Annotated in this window: 16 protein-coding genes; 5 read left to right on the plus strand and 11 right to left on the minus strand. The window is 66.8% G+C overall.

Annotation, left to right across the window (positions count from 1 at the left end):
• Entirely contained in the window at window positions 1-2,340 is a 2,340-nt protein-coding gene (gene purL, locus AB0L57_RS14230; protein WP_364961304.1) for a phosphoribosylformylglycinamidine synthase subunit PurL, read from the minus strand.
• A gap of 232 nt (window positions 2,341-2,572) precedes the next feature.
• On the opposite strand from purL, the gene AB0L57_RS14235 reads away from it, so the two are divergent.
• A complete protein-coding gene (locus AB0L57_RS14235; protein WP_364961306.1) occupies window positions 2,573-3,862 on the plus strand; it encodes a glycosyltransferase 87 family protein in 1,290 nt (429 codons plus the stop codon).
• Here the strand turns inward: AB0L57_RS14235 and AB0L57_RS14240 are convergent.
• The 4 genes from AB0L57_RS14240 to purS all read right to left on the minus strand — a co-directional run bounded on the left by AB0L57_RS14240 (window position 3,820) and on the right by purS (window position 6,661).
• Window positions 3,820-5,109: a M18 family aminopeptidase gene (locus tag AB0L57_RS14240; RefSeq protein ID WP_364961308.1), complete on the minus strand. Its 1,290-nt coding sequence runs from the start codon at window positions 5,107-5,109 to the stop codon at window positions 3,820-3,822. The two genes, AB0L57_RS14235 and AB0L57_RS14240, sit on opposite strands and share 43 nt — an antisense overlap.
• 48 nt (window positions 5,110-5,157) lie before the next feature.
• Complete coding sequence (locus AB0L57_RS14245) at window positions 5,158-5,583, minus strand: MarR family transcriptional regulator (protein ID WP_364961310.1); 426 nt, start codon at window positions 5,581-5,583, stop codon at window positions 5,158-5,160.
• 164 nt (window positions 5,584-5,747) lie between these two features.
• Window positions 5,748-6,428 (minus strand): phosphoribosylformylglycinamidine synthase subunit PurQ, encoded by a 681-nt coding sequence (gene purQ, locus AB0L57_RS14250; RefSeq protein WP_364961312.1) that lies wholly within the window; start codon window positions 6,426-6,428, stop codon window positions 5,748-5,750.
• A complete protein-coding gene (purS, locus tag AB0L57_RS14255; RefSeq protein ID WP_227984589.1) occupies window positions 6,425-6,661 on the minus strand; it encodes a phosphoribosylformylglycinamidine synthase subunit PurS in 237 nt (78 codons plus the stop codon). Before purS ends, purQ begins: the two co-directional genes overlap by 4 nt.
• A gap of 107 nt (window positions 6,662-6,768) precedes the next feature.
• On the opposite strand from purS, the gene AB0L57_RS14260 reads away from it, so the two are divergent.
• Window positions 6,769-7,413, plus strand: a complete 645-nt coding sequence (locus AB0L57_RS14260; protein ID WP_364961315.1) for an MBL fold metallo-hydrolase — start codon at window positions 6,769-6,771, stop codon at window positions 7,411-7,413.
• Window positions 7,414-7,425: 12 nt separating this feature from the next.
• Here AB0L57_RS14260 and AB0L57_RS14265 read toward each other — a convergent pair whose 3' ends face one another.
• Genes AB0L57_RS14265 through AB0L57_RS14275 form a run of 3 tightly spaced genes read right to left on the minus strand, consistent with a single transcriptional unit; the run spans window position 7,426 to window position 10,703 of the window.
• Entirely contained in the window at window positions 7,426-8,796 is a 1,371-nt protein-coding gene (locus tag AB0L57_RS14265; RefSeq protein WP_364961317.1) for a dipeptidase, read from the minus strand.
• Window positions 8,797-8,811: 15 nt separating this feature from the next.
• The gene (locus AB0L57_RS14270; protein ID WP_364961319.1) at window positions 8,812-9,273 is read right to left on the minus strand and encodes a hypothetical protein; all 462 of its coding nucleotides are present in this window, start codon (window positions 9,271-9,273) and stop codon (window positions 8,812-8,814) included.
• Window positions 9,270-10,703 carry an APC family permease gene (locus AB0L57_RS14275; RefSeq protein WP_364961321.1) on the minus strand — a complete coding sequence of 478 codons (1,434 nt, stop codon included), beginning with the start codon at window positions 10,701-10,703 and terminating at the stop codon, window positions 9,270-9,272. Before AB0L57_RS14275 ends, AB0L57_RS14270 begins: the two co-directional genes overlap by 4 nt.
• Window positions 10,704-10,929: 226 nt before the next feature.
• Between AB0L57_RS14275 and AB0L57_RS14280 the strand changes: the two genes are divergently transcribed.
• Window positions 10,930-12,351, plus strand: a complete 1,422-nt coding sequence (locus AB0L57_RS14280) for a glutamate decarboxylase (protein WP_364961323.1) — start codon at window positions 10,930-10,932, stop codon at window positions 12,349-12,351.
• 51 nt (window positions 12,352-12,402) lie between these two features.
• Here AB0L57_RS14280 and AB0L57_RS14285 read toward each other — a convergent pair whose 3' ends face one another.
• Entirely contained in the window at window positions 12,403-13,122 is a 720-nt protein-coding gene (locus AB0L57_RS14285; protein WP_364961325.1) for a DUF2334 domain-containing protein, read from the minus strand.
• Between the two features lie 162 nt (window positions 13,123-13,284).
• Here AB0L57_RS14285 and AB0L57_RS14290 point away from each other — a divergent pair, with 162 nt between their 5' ends.
• Window positions 13,285-13,581, plus strand: a complete 297-nt coding sequence (locus AB0L57_RS14290) for a hypothetical protein (protein ID WP_364961327.1) — start codon at window positions 13,285-13,287, stop codon at window positions 13,579-13,581.
• Window positions 13,582-13,586: 5 nt separating this feature from the next.
• Here AB0L57_RS14290 and AB0L57_RS14295 read toward each other — a convergent pair whose 3' ends face one another.
• Window positions 13,587-14,324 (minus strand): AraC family transcriptional regulator, encoded by a 738-nt coding sequence (locus AB0L57_RS14295; protein ID WP_364961329.1) that lies wholly within the window; start codon window positions 14,322-14,324, stop codon window positions 13,587-13,589.
• Between the two features lie 101 nt (window positions 14,325-14,425).
• On the opposite strand from AB0L57_RS14295, the gene AB0L57_RS14300 reads away from it, so the two are divergent.
• Window positions 14,426-15,031, plus strand: coding sequence for a hypothetical protein (locus AB0L57_RS14300; RefSeq protein ID WP_364961331.1), 606 nt, complete (start codon window positions 14,426-14,428; stop codon window positions 15,029-15,031).
• Window positions 15,032-15,133: 102 nt separating this feature from the next.
• Here AB0L57_RS14300 and AB0L57_RS14305 read toward each other — a convergent pair whose 3' ends face one another.
• Window positions 15,134-17,275, minus strand: a complete 2,142-nt coding sequence (locus AB0L57_RS14305) for a S9 family peptidase (protein WP_364961333.1) — start codon at window positions 17,273-17,275, stop codon at window positions 15,134-15,136.
• Between the last annotated feature and the right edge of the window lie 266 nt (window positions 17,276-17,541).

Genomic DNA, 17,541 nt, shown 5'->3' on the forward strand with positions numbered 1-17,541 from the left:
CTACTTCGCGCTCGCGCCGAACAGTGCGGGCAACGTGCCCTCGTGGGCGGCGCGCAGATCGTCCAGGGTGACCGAGAACTGGCCCTGCACCTCGACCGAATCCGACCCCTGGTCCACCACACCGATACGCACCCAGGGCAATTCGCGAGCGGTGCACATCTTGGTGAAGCGGGTCTCCTCCGAACGCGGCACCGCGACCAGCACTCGGCCGGCCGATTCGGAGAACAGCAGAACGAAGGGATCGGCAGCAGCGTCATCTCCCTCGGGAAGCAGGATGCGGCAACCGGTCTCACCGGCCAGCGCCCCTTCCACGACCGCCTGAATCAGGCCACCCTCGCTGAGATCGTGTGCGGCGCTGATCATTCCGTCGCGCGAACCGGCGGTCAGCACCTCGGCCAGCAGCTGCTCGCGTGCGAAGTCGACCTGCGGCGGGACACCACCGAGATGATCGTGTTCGACCTGCGACCAGATCGAACCGTCGAACTCGTCGCGGGTCTCGCCGAGCAGGATCAGCGTCTCACCGGGCTCACTGCCGAAACCGGTGGGAATGCGGCGATGGACATCGTCGATCACGCCCAGTACGCCCACGACCGGGGTCGGCAGGATCGCGGTCTGCCCGGTCTGGTTGTAGAAGCTGACGTTGCCGCCGGTGACCGGAATTCCCAGCGCCACACAGCCGTCCGCGAGGCCGCGAACGGCCTGCTGGAACTGCCACATCACACCCGGATCCTCGGGGGAGCCGAAGTTCAGGCAGTTGGTGACGGCCTTCGGACTGGCGCCGGTACTCGCCACGTTGCGGTAGGCCTCGGCGAGCGCCAGCTGCGCACCGGCGTAGGGGTCGAGTTTGGTGTAGCGGCCCGAGGCGTCGGTGGCCAGCGAGATACCGCGGCCGGATGCCTCGTCGATGCGGATGACGCCGGCATCGGCATGCTCGGCCAGCACGGTGTTGCCGCGCACATAGCGGTCGTACTGCTCGACGATCCATTTGCGGCTGCACAGCTGCGGGCTGGAGATCAGCTTCAGCAGGGTCGCGCGCAGTTCGTCACCGGACTTCGGGCGATCGAGACCGGCGGTGGTATCGGCGACCAGCGCGTCCTGCTCCTCCGGACGCTGCACCGGGCGCTCGTAGACCGGGCCCTCGTGCGCGACCGTACGCGGCGGCACATCCACCACGGTCTCACCGCGCCAGTTCACCACCAGGCGCTCACCGTCGGTGACCTCACCGATCACGGTGGCCAGCACATCCCACTTCCGGCAGACGTCCATGAACGCGTCGACATTGTCCGGCGTCACCACCGCGCACATGCGCTCCTGGGATTCGCTGGACAGGATCTCGGCGGGCGTCATATTCGCCGCGCGCAGCGGCACCCGGTCCAGATCGATACGCATTCCTCCGTCACCGGCCGCCGCCAGTTCCGACGTGGCACAGGACAATCCGGCACCGCCGAGATCCTGGATACCGACCACCAGACCGGCGTGATAGAGATCGAGGCAGCACTCGATGAGCACCTTCTCGGCGAACGGGTCGCCAACCTGCACGCTCGGCAGTTTCTTCCGAGAAGCGCTCGCGCCTTCGAGAATCGAATCCGTCCCGGAATCCGCTTCATCTCCGGAGAAGGTGTCCGAAGCCAGGACCGATACGCCGCCGATGCCGTCGAGGCCGGTGCGCGCGCCGAAGAGCACGATCTTGTTGCCGGTGCCCGAGGCGAAGGCCAGATGCAGATCCTCCACCCGCATCACACCCGCGCACAACGCATTGACCAGCGGATTGCCCTGGTAGGACGGGTCGAAGACGGTCTCACCGCCGACATTCGGCAGGCCGAGGGAGTTGCCGTAACCACCGACACCGCGCACCACACCGTCGACGACGCGGCGGGTGTCGGGATGGTCGGCCGCGCCGAACCGCAACTGATCCATCACCGCGATCGGGCGCGCGCCCATCGCCATGATGTCGCGCACGATACCGCCGACACCGGTGGCCGCACCCTGGTAGGGCTCGACATAGGACGGGTGGTTGTGGCTCTCGACCTTGAAGGTGACCGCCCAGCCGTCACCGATGTCCACCACGCCCGCGTTCTCGCCGATACCGGCCAGCATGGCGGAGCGCATCTCGTCGGTGGTGGTCTCGCCGAAGTAGCGCAGATGCACCTTCGAAGATTTGTAGGAGCAGTGCTCGCTCCACATCACCGAATACATCGCGAGCTCGGCATCGGTGGGCCGGCGGCCCAGAATGTCGCGGATGCGGGCGTATTCGTCGTCCTTGAGACCCAGCTCCTTGTACGGCTGCGGGGTATCCGGGGTGGCTGCGGCGGCGCTGACGGTGTCGACGTGGACAGTCACGGTGGGTACCAAGGTCCTTTCGGCCGGGCAAACGTGCAGCAACGATCTCCGGCGCTGGTGTGAGACGAAATGCTCGCGGGTGGAAGTCCTGCCCAGTCTAATGGGACAGCGCCCGGAGGCGGCAGCGGAGCGTAACCACGGGGGCGCCCCATTGGACTGCAAACCAGCACAGTCTATGCGGGCCGAACCGACCCCGACCAGGCAGCACCCTCCCCACCGGTACGCTGAGCCGGTGAACGATCGATCCAGGGTCGCGGACCCGGACGAATTGCCTGCGACCGCCCCCGCCGAGCGGTCCTCCGGGACACTGACGACCCGGCAACGTCGGCTGCTCCTGATCGCGATCGCACTGTTCGTCGTCTCGGCGATCGTGTCGCTGGTTTCGCACACCTGGGGCGGCTTCATCGATCTGCAGGTCTACCGCAACGGTGCGCGCACCTGGCTCGACGGCGGCGATCTCTACGGCCCCATGCCCAAGGTCGAGGGCATCGGACTGCCGTTCACCTATCCCCCGCTGGCCGCCCTCTTCTTCGCTCCGCTCGCGCTGCTGCCATTGATCCCGGCCGAATGGCTCGTGCTGATCACCTCCATGGCGGCACTGGCCGTCACGATGTGGCTGGTGCTGACTCGGATCCGGCCGAACATGGATCGCGCCACCCGGGTGATCCTGCTGCTCGGAGCGCTCGCGATCCTCGGCCTGTCCGAACCCGTGCGCCAGACCTACAACTTCGGCCAGATCAACCTGGTCCTGATGGTCGCGGTCGCGTTGGACGCCCTGGTCCGCAAACCGTTCTGGCCGCGCGGCATGTTGATCGGCATCACCGTGTCGGTGAAACTGATTCCGGGCGGCTATCTGCTGTATTTCCTGCTGCGGCGGGACTGGCGGGCCTGCGCGACGCTGATCGGATCGGCCATCGGTGCGGTCGCGGTGGGCTTCCTGCTGTTCCCCAGCGATTCCACCGAGTACTGGTTCCACACCCTGGCCGACACCGGCCGGATCGGGCCGCCGCAATACGCGGGAAACCAGTCGCTCAAGGGTTTCGCCTTCCGGCTCGGAGTCTCCGATTCGGCTGCCACGATCATCTGGATCGTGCTGTCGCTGATCGCGATCGGCCTCGCCGCGCTCTGGATGAAGCGGCTGCTCGCGGGCGGCCACAATGTATCCGCGCTGCTGGTCAATTCGGCGGCGGTACTGCTGGTCTCCCCGGTGTCGTGGTCACATCACTGGGTCTGGATCGCGCCGGCGCTACTGGTCGCCGGTGATCTGATCGCCCGGATGCCTGCCACCGGCGGCAGCGCACTGCGCCGGCGGCTGTGGATCGGCCTGACCACCGCGATCACCGTGATGTTCATGGTCGGCCCGCAATGGCTGCTCCCGCACAACGCCGACCGGGAACTGCGCTGGTCCTGGTGGGAGCAGATCATCGGCAGCAGTTATGTACTGGTGGCCTTCGCCGCCCTGGTGATCGCGGCGATCGCCTACCGGCCGGGTGTCAAGAAGGCCGTGAGCGCCGCGGCGTAGGAACCCACATCGGCCGCACCCATCAGCTCGCGCGAGGAATGCATGGCCAGCTGCGGTGCGCCGACATCGACGGTCGGCATACCGGTGCGGGCAGCGGTCATCGGGCCGATGGTCGATCCGCACGGCAGATCCGCCCGATGCACATACCGCTGCAGTGGCACACCGGCCTGCGCGCAGGCGAGTGCGAAGGCCCCGGCTCCCACCGCATCGGTGGCGTAGCGCAGATTCTGATTGACCTTCAGTACGGGGCCGCCGCCGACCTCGATGCGATGCGCGGGTTCGTGCCGCTCGGGGTAGTTCGGATGGGTGGCATGGGCCATGTCACCGGAGGCGCAGATCGACCCCGCAAGGGCTGCAAGATAATCCGCGCGACCGCCGTCGCGGGTCAGCACGATCCGCTCCAGAATCGCGGGTAGCAGATCCGACTGAGCACCGCGATCGGACTGGCTGCCGACCTCCTCGTGATCGAACATCGCCAGCACCGGGGTGGTGTTCCCGTCGAATTCGGCGGCGGCCAGGAAGGCCCGCAGCCCCGCGTAGCAGGTGGCCTGATTGTCCAGGCGCGGCGCGCTCACCAGATCCTGATCCCGGCCGACCAGCCGACTCGGCTCCAGATCGTGGGTCATCAGCTCCCAGCCGAGGACGTCGTCCACCGGCACACCTGCCCACTCGGCGATGTAGGTGATGAACGAGCGCGGCCGCTCGCCCAGACCCCAGATCCCGTTCACGTGCCGTTGCGGGTCGAGGGTGACCCCGCGCCGGTCCTCGGACAGATGGATCGCCAGCTGCGGCACCCGCACCAGCGGATCGTCGATTCGCACCAGCCGCTCCCCGAGCCCGTCGCCCGCGCGCATCGTGAGCCGGCCGGAGATCCCCAGATCACGGTCCAGCCAGGAATTGAGCCAGGCCCCGCCGTACGGTTCCAGACCGACCAGCTGCCAGCCCGCCGTCGCCAGATCGGGATGCTGCTTGACCCGCAGATTCGGACTGTCGGTATGGGCGCCGACCACGCGGAACGCCCTGGCCGGATCCTTGCCCGCGCTCACCCACGCCACCAGCGAACCGCCGCGGATCACGAAGTAACGTCCGGCCGCCTGCGCTGTGGTCCAGGGCCGCGCCTCGGACAGCTCGGTGAATCCTTGTGCGGCCAATTCGGCTGCGACCGTGCGGCATACGTGGAACGGAGAGGGAGAGGAATCGACGAAGGCGCATAATCCGGACGCCGTCGCGGTGGTGGGGACCGACATACCGCAATCCTAACGGCCGCCGGAATTGCCCCGATTATTCCGTAATGATCAGTCCACCGACGTCTCGTTCATCAACTCCAGCAATCGCAGCAATTCCGCGTGATTGCGGCTGCCGATTCGTTTCCGCAATTCCTCTTCTGCGAGTGCTTCCTGCTCACGCACCGAATCGACCAGGTCTCTGCCGCGATGAGTCAGGCCGATGAGAATGCGGCGCCGATCGTCCTCGGCGGCGATCCGAAAGATCAGACCGCGCTCGGCCAGAGCATCGGCATGCCGGGTGGCCGACGACGGTGCGAGCTGGGCGCGAACGGCCAGCTCACTCATGGTGGTGCCGGAGCTGTCGGACAGATTCGCCAACATCGCCCACTGGTCGGCGGTCAGTTGCCGGGCGCACAGCGCGGCATCCAGATGTCGTAGCCAACCGCGTTCGGCGGCTCGCAGCGCCCCGTGCAGCGTGGCGACGCCACTGACCATGGTCGACATTTTGTTACGCCCCATCATTTCGCTCGGCTATGAAGAAGAGTACCGAATGTTCTTCTTCTGCGAGAGTCCGCTCGAAGCGGACCGGGGCCCGCTTACCGCAATGCGGCGACAGCGGCGAAATTCATGGTTTTCACCATGTTCGACGCGACCGGCGATCAGGCCGCGACCAGGCTGTCGAGCACCGACAGGAACATTCCCAGACCGTCGTCACTCGGACCGGTGAGCGGTTCGGTGGCGTGCTCGGGATGCGGCATCAGGCCGACCACGCGGCCGTTCGCCGAGGCGATGCCCGCGATATCGCGCTGCGAACCGTTCGGGTTGCCGCCCGTGTAGCGGAACACCACCCGGCCCTCACCCTCCAGTTCGTCGAGCACGGCGTCGGAGGCCTGGTAGCGCCCCTCGGCGTTCTTGACCGGGATGAGAATCTGCGCGTCGGCGTCGTAGCGCGAGGACCAGGCGGTCGCGGTGGACTCCACCCGCAGCCACTGATCGCGGCAGATGAAGTGCAGGCCCTCGTTACGGGTCAGCGCACCCGGCAGCAGCCCGGCCTCGCACAGCACCTGGAAGCCGTTGCAGATCCCCAGGACCGGCATGCCCTTACCGGCCGCCTCGACCACCTTGCCCATGGCCGGTGCGAACCGTGCGATGGCACCGGCCCGCAGATAGTCGCCGTAGGAGAAACCGCCCGGCACGATCACCGCGTCGACACCCTTGAGGTCGGCGTCGGCATGCCACAGGCTCACGGCCTCGGCGCCGGACAACCGGACGGCCCGCGCCGCGTCCACATCGTCGAGCGTGCCCGGGAAGGTGATGACACCGATTCGCGCAGTGCTCACGGCAGCCGCACCACTTTCCAGTCCTCGATCACCGTGTTGGCCAGCAGACCCTCGGCGATCTTCTCGAGCTCGGCATCGCTGACGCTTTCGTCGATGTCGAGTTCGAACCGCTTGCCCTGCCGCACATCCGACACACCTGGGAAACCCAGGCGTCCGAGCGCGCCGACAATGGCCTGACCCTGCGGATCCAGGATCTCGGCCTTCGGCATCACCTCGACGACAACTCGTGCCACGCGTTGCTCCTCAAGCTGGTGGGGGATTACCGCCACAGCTTAATCGGCGCTGCTCGCGGGCGCCGCGCCGGGCTGTGCCGATGGCCGGTACCGGCTAGCGTGGGCATATGCGCATCGCCCACTTCGGTCATTCCTGCGTTCTCGTCGAGGTCAACGGCGCGAAGATCCTGTTCGATCCGGGCAATTTCTCGCACGGATTCGAGGGCATCACGGGACTCGACGCGATCGCGGTCACCCATCAGCATCCCGACCACATCGATCCGAACCGGATCGAGGCACTGATCGACGCCAATCCCGGCGCCCGGCTGCTCAGTGATCCACAGACCGCACAGCTGCGCGGCGAATCCTGGGAGGCCGTGCACGCGGGAAATATCGTGACGATCGGCGACCTGCAGATCACCGGCGGTGGTGGCCGGCACGCGGTCATCCATCCGGAACTGCCGGTGATCGACAACACGGTCTTCCAGCTCGGCACTCCCGACGATCCGGCGCAGTTCGTCCATCCTGGCGATTCGCTGTGGGTGCCGCCGGTGCGGGTGGGCGTGCTGGCCGTTCCGGCGGCGGCGCCGTGGATGAAGCTCAGCGAGGCGGTGGACTATCTGCGCGCGGTCTCGCCGCGTACCGCCATCCCGATCCACTACGGCATCATCGAGCCGCAGGCCCAGGGCATCTATTTCGGCCGGCTCTCCGAAATGCGCCCGGCCGATACCGAATTCGCGCTCATCGAGCCCGAGGACCAGGCGCAATTCTGATTCATCGGCCACTCATCGCGTGTACGAGGTGAGAAACAACGCCTCGGTCAGTGCCATGTGCTCGATCTCGCCGGGATCCACGCTCTCGTTCGGGGCGTGGATCAGGCACTTCGGCTCCTCCACACCGATCAGCATGATCTCGGCGTCCGGGAAGGTGTCGGCGAAGACATTGCACAGCGGAATGGAGCCGCCCTGGCCCTCAGTGGTCGCGGCACGACCGTAGGCGGCGGCGAATGCATCCTCCATCGCGCGGCGCGCGGGACCACCGGTCCCGGAGCGGAACGGCGAGCCGGTGCCCTCGGTCTCGATGTGCACTCGCGCACCCCACGGCACCTGCGATTCCAGATGCGCGGTGAGGGTTTTCAGCGCCGCGTCCGGATCGGCTCCGGGCGGGATCCGCAGATTCAGCCGCGCGCGGGCGCTGGGCTGGATGGCGGCCGCCGAGCCGACCACCGGCGGAACGTCGATACCGAGTACGGTCAGCGCCGGCCGGGCCCAGAGCATGTCCGAGACGGTCCCACCGCCGAGCAGTCCGACACCGTCGAGCACACCGGCGTCGGCACGGAACTGATCGGCCGGATACTGCACGCCGTCCCAGACCTGATCGGCCGGCAGACCGGCGACCGTGGTGTTTCCATCCGCGTCGCGCAGGGTGGCCAGCAGGTGGATCAGCGCCGCCACGGCATCGGGCGCCGCACCACCGAACATGCCGGAATGTACAGGGCCGGAGAGTGTTTCGACCGTGACGAGCACATTCACATTGCCGCGCAGGGTCTGGGTGAAGGTCGGCACACCGACGGCGAAATTACCGCAGTCGGCGATCACCAGCGCGTCGGCACGCAGCAGGTCCGCGTGCCCGGGAACGAAGGCTTCCAGTCCGCCGGTCCCCTGCTCCTCCGACCCCTCCGCCACCACGGTGATTCCGACCGGATAACCGTTGCCGTCCAGCGTATTTCGCAGCGCGCGCAGGGCCGTCAGATGGGTGACGATGTTGCCCTTGCAGTCCGCGACGCCACGGCCGTACCACCGGCCGTCGTGTTCGGTCAGTTCCCAGACCGGAGTGCGCCAGGCGGCGTCGTCGAGCGGCGGCTGGACGTCGTAGTGGCAGTACAGCAGCACGGTGGGCGCACCAGCGGGCGCCGGGTACCGGGCCACGACCGCCGCACTGCCGTCGGGTGTTTCGTGGAGATCCGCATCGGACAGGCCCAGTTCGGCGAAGGCGTCGGCCACCCACTGCGCGGCCCGATGACATTCCGCCGGCGGGAACTGCCGGGCATCGGCCACCGAGCGATACGAAACCAGCTGGGCCAGATCGGCTTTCGCCCGCGGCATGAGTGAGCGTACCTGCGCCCGCAGTTCGGCGGTCCGCGCGTCATCGGTCATCACACACCGAACCTCTCATTTGGTGGTATCTCCGAGTTTCAGGTTCGCGACCTGATCGAGGTACGCGGGCAGGTGGTCGGGACAGTAGGTGTCGACCGCTATCTCGGTGGCGGCCAGTACGTCCCGGTCGAGGATCACCGGACGACTGCCGGGGCCGGCCGCACCGGTGGCGATCGCATCCCGATACCTGGCCGCGACCAGTGGAGAGGACGGGTCAGAGCAGATCAGGCCGCCGTCGTCACCCAGGATGTCGGCGATGCGATCCGGATCGGGCGCGGGTAGTCCGACCTCGACCAGGCGATCGTGCAATTCGTGTGCGAGTTCCGCGGCACGCGCGTCATCGCGCTTCTGCTCGAACACCAGCAGCCCGACGATCGCCATCGCCACCAGCACCACCGCCACCACCACGTTCACCACCCGCCGATTCCGGGTCTGCTCAGCGGATTCGGTGGGATGCGTGATCACCGGGCCGGTCATGACAGCGCCTCCGCCGGTACCTCGATCTTCCAGTTCGGCCGCCGCATCCGCAGGAACAGGTACGGAATCAACAGGCCCACGATGCCCATCCCCAGGCCGACGACCAGGATGTAACTCCACGCTCCCCCACTGCCGTACTGCGAGGGCGGGACGAATCCGATCAGGAACGCGGCCACCGACGCGGCGCTTCCCAAGCCGCACAGCGCGATCAGCCACGGTGCGCGGTATCCGCGTGGATGATCCGGCTGCTTGCGACGCAACTGCACGGCCGCGGCGAACAGCAGGACATACATGATCAGATAGACCTGCGTGGTGATCACCGACAGAATCCAATAAGCACTGGAGACGTTCGGGATGAATGCGTACAGCAACGCCAGCAACGTCGTGAACACACCCTGCGCGACCAGCATGTTCTGCTGGACACCATGTTTGTTCACCCGGGTCAGCACCGGCGGGAGATACCCCTCGGACCGGCCGATGAGCAGCAGCCCCTTGGACGGCCCGGCCAGCCAGGTGAGCATGCCGCCCAGGGCCGCGGCGACCAGCATGATGCCGAGAACCGGTGTGAGGAAACCGATTCCGAAATGATTGAAGAATCCGTCGAAGGCCTGCATCACCCCGGCGGTGAGGCTCAGACTCGCCGAGGGCACCACCCAGCTGATCACGACCGCGGGCACGATGAAGATGGCGAGCACGAGTCCCACCGCCAGCACCATGGCACGCGGATACTCGCGGGCCGGATTGCGCAGGGACGACACATGCACCGCGTTCATCTCCATCCCCGCGTAGGACAGGAAGTTGTTGACGATCAGCACCAGACTCGCCACCCCCGTCCACTGCGGTAGCAGATGACCGGCGTCCATGGGTGCCGCCGACGAATTGCCCTGTGCGAGAAACACGACGCCCAGCACCACCAGAAGGACGCCGGGTATCAGCGTTCCGATGACAAGTCCCATACTCGACAGGCCCGCAACGGTTTTCGTGCCCTGCGCGGAGACGAACACACCCGCCCAGTAGATGACGATGATGACGATCGCCACGTAGAGGCCGTTCGACGCGAGCGACGGGTCGATGATGTAGGCGAATGTGCTGGCGACGTAGGCCAGCAGACTCGGGTAGTAGAAGATCGTCATCGCGAACTGGCACCACACGGCCAGGAAACCCAGCTGCTTGGACAGCCCCTCACCGACCCACTTGTAAACCCCGCCCTCCCAGCCGGACGCCAGCTCCGCCGAGACGAAGGCCGTCGGCAACAGGAACAGCAGGGCCGGGACGATGTAGAGGAATACACAAGCCAGCCCGTAGACCGCCATCGTCGGCGCGGACCGCAGGCTGGCCACCGAACTGGTCGTCATCAGGGCCAGCGTCACCCACGATATGTACTTGGTGACCATGGGCTTCTTCGCGGCGGTCGCCACCGTATCCGTCATCACTCCTCCAGTCGCACAGTCCTGACGACTCGAACATCACCGGTAGAGCAAACGATCACAGCAACATCGCCGCAGGCGATACTCTGCCACCTCAATAGGCGATATGACCGAAGATCGACCCGTTCTTCCGTGCGTTCGTTAACGATCCGCAACCTCGAGCGACCGGCGCGGAGCATGATGGATGGCGACAGCGCTCCAGGCGATCCGACCCATCGGAGAGGACGAGATGGCTGCATCATCGAAATCATCGGAATCCGACGACCTGTTCGCGATGCCCGGTCTGGATCGCGGCGCCCCCAAGAAGACCTTCCCGCACCACGAGATGATGCCGCAGGAGGCGTATCAGATCGTGCACGACGAACTCATGCTCGACGGGGTTTCCCGGATGAACCTGGCGACCTTCTGCACCACGTGGATCGACCCGTACGCCGAACTGCTGATGGCACAGAGCGTGGCCAAGAACATCGTCGACAAGGACGAATACCCGCAGACGGCCGAGGTGGAGCGGCGTTGTGTGCGGATGGTCGCAGATCTCTGGCACGCACCGCACCCCGAAAACGCGCACGGCACCTCCACCATCGGGTCCAGTGAGGCGGCCATGCTCGGCGGGCTGGCGGCCAAGACCCGCTGGCGCAAGGCCGGCGGACAGGGTGTCCCCAACTTCGTCTGCGGGCCCGTTCAGGTCTGCTGGGAGAAGTTCGCGCGCTACTTCGATGTGGAGATCCGCCAGGTGCGGCTGCGCGGTGACCGCTACACCCTGCATCCGGACGATATTGCGGCCCATTGCGATTCGAACACCATCATGGTGGTGGCGACGATGGGACAGACCTTCACCGGACTGTTCGAGGACATCGCCGCGATCAGTTCGGCACTCGACGAATTCCAGTCCCGCACCGGGAACGACATTCCCCTGCACGTCGATGCCGCCAGCGGCGGATTCCTGGCCCCGTTCACCGCGCCGGATCTGGTGTGGGACTTCCGGTTACCGCGGGTGAAGTCGATCAACGCCTCCGGGCACAAGACCGGTCTGGCGCCGCTGGGCGCGGGATGGGCGGTCTGGCGCGATGTCGGCGATCTGCCCCAGGAACTGATCTTCGACGTCGACTACCTGGGCGGCAACATGCCGACCTTCAACCTCAACTTCTCCCGGCCGGGCGGACAGGCGATCACCCAGTACTACGAGTTCATCCGGCTGGGCCACGAGGGATACGCCCGGCTGCAGCAGGCCATCTACCGGGTCGGGGAACATCTCGCCCACGGACTGCGGAAAACCGGGCTGTTCGACATGATCCACGACAGTTCACCCGAGCGCGGCATCAGCGCGGTGTGCTGGCGGCTGCGCGAAGACCCCGGATTCAACCTCTACGACCTGGCCGAACGCCTGCGCTCCCGCGGCTGGTTGATCGCGGCCTATCCCCTGCCCGCCGACCGGCAGGACGAGACGATCATGCGCGCGGTGATCCGGCACGGCTTCACCCACGACATGGCCGACCTGCTCCTCGCCGATATCGAACGCTGCATCGATCAATTGCGCAAGCATCCGGTGTCGGTGCCGCTCACCCGCGAGGACGCGGGCGGCTTCACCCACAGCGCCACCGCGGTCGTCTCGGACGAATCGATCGCACACGCCCGCGATCTGCGGAAGTAGCGATCAGGCCGCGCGCGCCAGGGGCGATCAGACCGCGCGCGGCGGAGCCGATCACGCCGCGCGCGGCAGGGTGAACGGGTGCCAGCGGTACACCTCCGGAACCGCCTCGTGGAACAACGCGAGGTCGACCGCGTCGAGCATGGCCTGATGCGGGCCCGGGCGCGAGAGCTGGGCGGCCGAGACCGCCAGACGCAGGGTGCCGCCGCGGCGGGCGATCCGGGCGGCGCTCATCACCAGGGCATGACACCACCACGGCTCGGCGCGGAATCCCTCACCGACGCCGTGCACCCAACACCGTTGTGCCACATCGCGTTCCAGGTCGTGCACCGCGGTCAGCCCGAGAGCCAGCCGGAAACCGACATCGGGCAGGGCGGCGAGCGCGCCGTCGGAGATCGTCCAGCGCGGGGCGGCGAACAGCCGGGTGCGCAAGCCGATCTGTTCCATCACCCGGTCGGCGGCCGTGAGCCGAAGGCGCGCTTCGTGTCCGGGCAGTGTGGCGAATTCGGCACGGCGGCGTTTGGTCGCGGCCTGGTCGTAGCCGTGCAGCACGATCGCGTCCCCACACTCGCGGCGCTCGCGCAGCCATTGCTGGGTGTGCGCATCCTCCGCGAGCCGGTATTTCCCCTTCAACCGCGGCGCCACCAGCAGCGACAGGCGTACCCCGCGACTGTCCATTTCGGCGGCGAAAGCGCTCGCACGCTCCACCGTGGTGTCGCGAATACCCGACACCGAGACGATCAGCTGCCCGAACCCCCGGTCGTTGCCGCTCATACCTACACCTCGCCGGCGCTCGGCTCCGGCATGCGCGCGGCGCGCTGTGACAATGATTCACTCGCAAGCTCGCTCATGCCTACACTCTGAGCCGCGCAGGTGTCGCCCCCGTGCAGCTGAAGTGACGCGCCGACGAATTCCCGGCCGCATATGATCGGCCTGGTGAGAGCAGCCATCCTGACCGCCCTGGCGGTACCGCTGATGATCGCCGCATCCGGCCCGGCCCAGGCGGATCCGGGTGATCCACCGCCGATCTACACCCAGGACGAACAGTGCGCCACCACCAAGGAATTCGTGGACAAGGTGCATCAATCGAATCCCGGCGCGAATCCGGACGAGCTGGCCGACACGTTCACGCGAATCATGGACGAGCACAACGCCTATCGCGGAGACGCGGCGGCCCGGGAGCGCGACCGGCAATATCTGCTGGACAGCATCTCGCGCTGCGGTCTGGCCTAGGCCGATCACTCGGATCGCGGATTCACATCCGAAACGTCGAATCGGACCCCGGCATGGAGCAGGTCGGTGACCGACAGCCCGAACGTGTGCCGGAATGTATCGCTGAAGTGCGACGGTGACGCGAACCCGGAATCGACGGCACTACGGGTCAGGTCGTGGCCGGATGCGAGGCCCTGCACGACTCGGCGCAGGCGGGCCCACTGCTGATATCTGCGGAATGTGGTGCCGGTGGCGCGCGCGAACAGCCGCAGGAAATGCGAGGTCGACAGTCCGAGCAGGGCAGCGACATCCGGGGCCCGGTAAGCGCGGTCGGGTGCGTGCCGGATGCTCTCGGCGAGCCGTGCGATCCGCGGGTCGGCGGCCGGGGCGGTGCGCACCCGGGCGTAGCGCCCGATCGATTCGGGCACCGCGCCATCGCGGCAGGCCGCGGCGATGGCGGCCTGGGCCCGATGACCGGCGCCGAAGACTCCGAGGGACTCGCTCATGGCATCGGCCGGATCGACGGCCGGACGGCAGGCGGGATCCGGGAACAGCAGCAGCACCCTCCCCTCGGGAACCAGGACCCGGTGTGGCGCACGGGCGGGCGCGTAGACACTGCGCAACCGCACCGAGCCGACTGCCGCGGACTCGAAGACCAGTGGCCCATCGACACCCACGTTGAGAACATCCACCGCCGCCGCATGCTGCCGCACCTGGATGTTCGGGCCCAGATAGCCGGCGTGATCCGGCCTGAGCCACACCACCGGGCGCGGTAGGTCACCGCACGTTTTCGGAAGTCCCGCGGGGCACACACCTGCAACGCTAGTAGCACGACGGCCACGCGTCGAACCCTCGGAAATGAGTGATGACCATGCTGCCTGCTCGTGCCGACGCGGCGATACGGACCCGTGTCCAGCGCATCCACGCGACCGCGGACGCGTTTCGGCTGTCGGCGACGACCACACTGCGGGCGCATGCGCAGTCGGACTTCGATGCCACCGAACTCCGCCTGTACCGACCGTGGTACCCGGTTGCCGACATCCGGGCGGCCGATCGAGTGCTGTTGAGCGTCAACGAGTTCCGTCCTCATCGCCGCTCCGATCTGATCGAGATAGCGACGATTTCCGCGCGACTGGAGAAACAGGTGCTGCGGACCGACGGTGCGCTCGCGATCGTGACCAGCTATCAACCGTGGGGGCGAATCACGTACTCGTTGTCGCTGTGGGCGGATGCGGCCGCGCTCGAGGAGTTCACCGCGAGCCCGGAACACGTCACGGTGATGAACACCTACCGCTCCCGCGGATATCTGCGCCACATCCACTGGTGGGGCAGGCACCGATCGATCGGCGCTTCGATGGCGGAGGCGCGCCACCGCCTCGACGCGGGCCAAGGGCGGCGCGTGGGCGAACCGCACGACCGATGGGCCCGCCGGGATCAGCGGCGCCTGGCCGTATCGGATTCGGCGCGATGACCTGCACGATCCGGGTGATCGAGGGACCGTGGTGGGTCGTCCGGACCGGCGGGGCTCGGCATCAGCGTGCCGGGCCCCGCGGTCCGAACCCGCACGGCCGCTTCAGTTCTCGCCGAGGCCCAGGGTGTCGAGCACCCAGGCGTATTCGAAGGCGACTTCCTTCCACTTCTCGTACCGGCCGCTGACGCCACCGTGACCGGCGCTCATCTCGGTCTTCAGCAGCAACTGGGAGTCACCGGTCTTCGTGGCCCGCAGCGCGGCGACCCATTTCGCGGGTTCGACGTAGAGCACGCGGGTGTCGTTGATGCTGGTGATCGCGAGGATCGCCGGGTACTTCTTCGCCGCGACGTTCTCGTACGGCGAATATTCCTTCATATAGGCGTAGACCTGCGGGTCCTCCAGCGGATTACCCCACTCGTCCCATTCGATCACCGTCAGCGGAAGGGAGGGATCCAGGATCGAGGTGAGCGGATCGACGAACGGCACATTGGCGAGGATGCCGGTGAACAGTTCGGGGGCGAGATTCGCCACCGCACCCATCAGGAGGCCGCCGGCGCTGCCGCCGTCGGCCACCATCAGCTCGGGGCGGGTGACCCCGGTGTCGACGAGATGCCGTGCGCAGGAAACGAAATCGGTGAAGGTGTTCTTCTTGGTGAGCGTCTTGCCGTGCTCGTACCAGAGCCGGCCCATCTCACCGCCGCCGCGTACGTGCGCGACGGCGAACACCATGCCGCGATCCAGCAGCGACAGCCGCGACACCGAGAATCCCGGATCGATGCTGGCCTCGTAGGAGCCGTATCCGTAGAGCAACAACGGTTTCGGGTCCGAACCTTCGCTGTCGCGCCGTCGCACCACCGAGATCGGAATCCGGGTACCGTCGTCGGCGACGGCCCAATCCCGGTGCTGCACATAGTCGTCCGGATCGTAGCCGCCGAGCACCTGCTGTTGTTTGCGCAGCATCATCTCGCCGGTGGCCGGGACGTAGTCGAAGACCTGCATCGGCGTGATGAACGAGGTCACGCCCAGCCGCAGGGTCGGCTGGGCCCATTCCGGATTCGAGCCCACACCGGCGGCGAACAATTCCAGGCCGAAATCCAGCTCGCGCAACTCGCCGTACCCGTCGGAGGTCAACGGCCACACCGCGACCCGCGGTAGCGCCTCGCGCCGGTAGGACAGCACCAGATGGTCGGCGAAACAGTCGACATCCTCGAGCCGTACATCGTCGCGATGGCCGATGAGCATCGTCATCGCGGCGGGATCGTCCACCGGCGCCTCGGCCAGAACGAAGTTCTCGGCCTTCACACCGTCGACCACGTCGTTGTGCAGGACCAGCAGCCGGTCGCGGCCGCCGATCACCGCGTGCTCGGCCGAGTACTCCACCCCCTCGCGCCGCGGCAGCAGCACCCGGAACTCGCCCTCGGGATCATCGGATTCGAGAATCCAGCCCTCGCTGGTGATCTTCGAACCCACCCAGATCATCAGATACTTCTCGGAGCGGGTGGCCCCGACACTGACCCAGTACCGCTCGTCGGGTTCGTGGAAGACCCGCACATCGCCGGACGGCTCGGTGCCCAGGCGATGCCGCCACACGGTATCGGGCCGCCAAGATTCGTCGACGGTCTGATAGAAGACGTGGGTGCCGTCCAGCGACCAGGTCGCGCCGGGCGCGGTGCCCGCGACCTCGTCGCCGAGCAGTTCACCGGACCGCAGATCCTTGAACCGCAGCACGTAGCGCTCGTCACCGACGGTGTCGGTGGAATATGCCAGCAGGGTGCCGTCGTGGCTGATCGAATACGCGCCCAGAGCGAAGAATTCGTGTCCCTCGGCGAGCACATTGCTGTCGAGCAGGATCTCCTCGTCGGCGATCTCGGTATCGACATCGAGCTGCGGCGGTGTCCAGTCGTCGCGATCGGCGATCGGGCAGCGGCAGTGGACACCGTACTGTTTGCCCTCGAAACTACGGGAGTAGTACCAGTAGCCGCCCAGCCGCGAAGGGACCGACAGATCGGTCTCCTGGGTACGCGATTTGATCTCGTCGAAGATCCGCGCACGTAGCGGCGCCAGATGTGCGGTCTGGACATCGGTGTAGGCGTTCTCCGCCTCCAGATAGGCGATGACCTCGGGATCGTCCTTGTCGCGCAGCCACTCGTAGGGATCGGCGAAGGTGTCGCCATGATGGGTGCGTTCGGACGGCACCTTCTTGGCGATCGGCGGGATCACCGCCGCTGCAGTTTCGAGAGCCATGGACTCCACCGTAATGGCGGTGGTCGCCCACTCGGCGTATGCCCCCGCGTATGCCGGTGTCATGCGACACCGGCATACGCGATCGGACCATGCTCGATGGTGAAGCCCTGCGTGGTGACGCTGCGCTACCGCCTCCGGGCCACCACCATCAGGCCGTACTCGATGGGCCTGATGGTGAAGCCCTGCGTGGTGACGCTGCGCTACCGCCTCCGGGCCACCACCATCAGGCCGTACTCGATGGGCCTGATGGTGAAGCCCTGCGTGGA

The organism is Nocardia sp. NPDC052254 (assembly GCF_040679495.1).
GTDB lineage: Bacteria > Actinomycetota > Actinomycetes > Mycobacteriales > Mycobacteriaceae > Nocardia.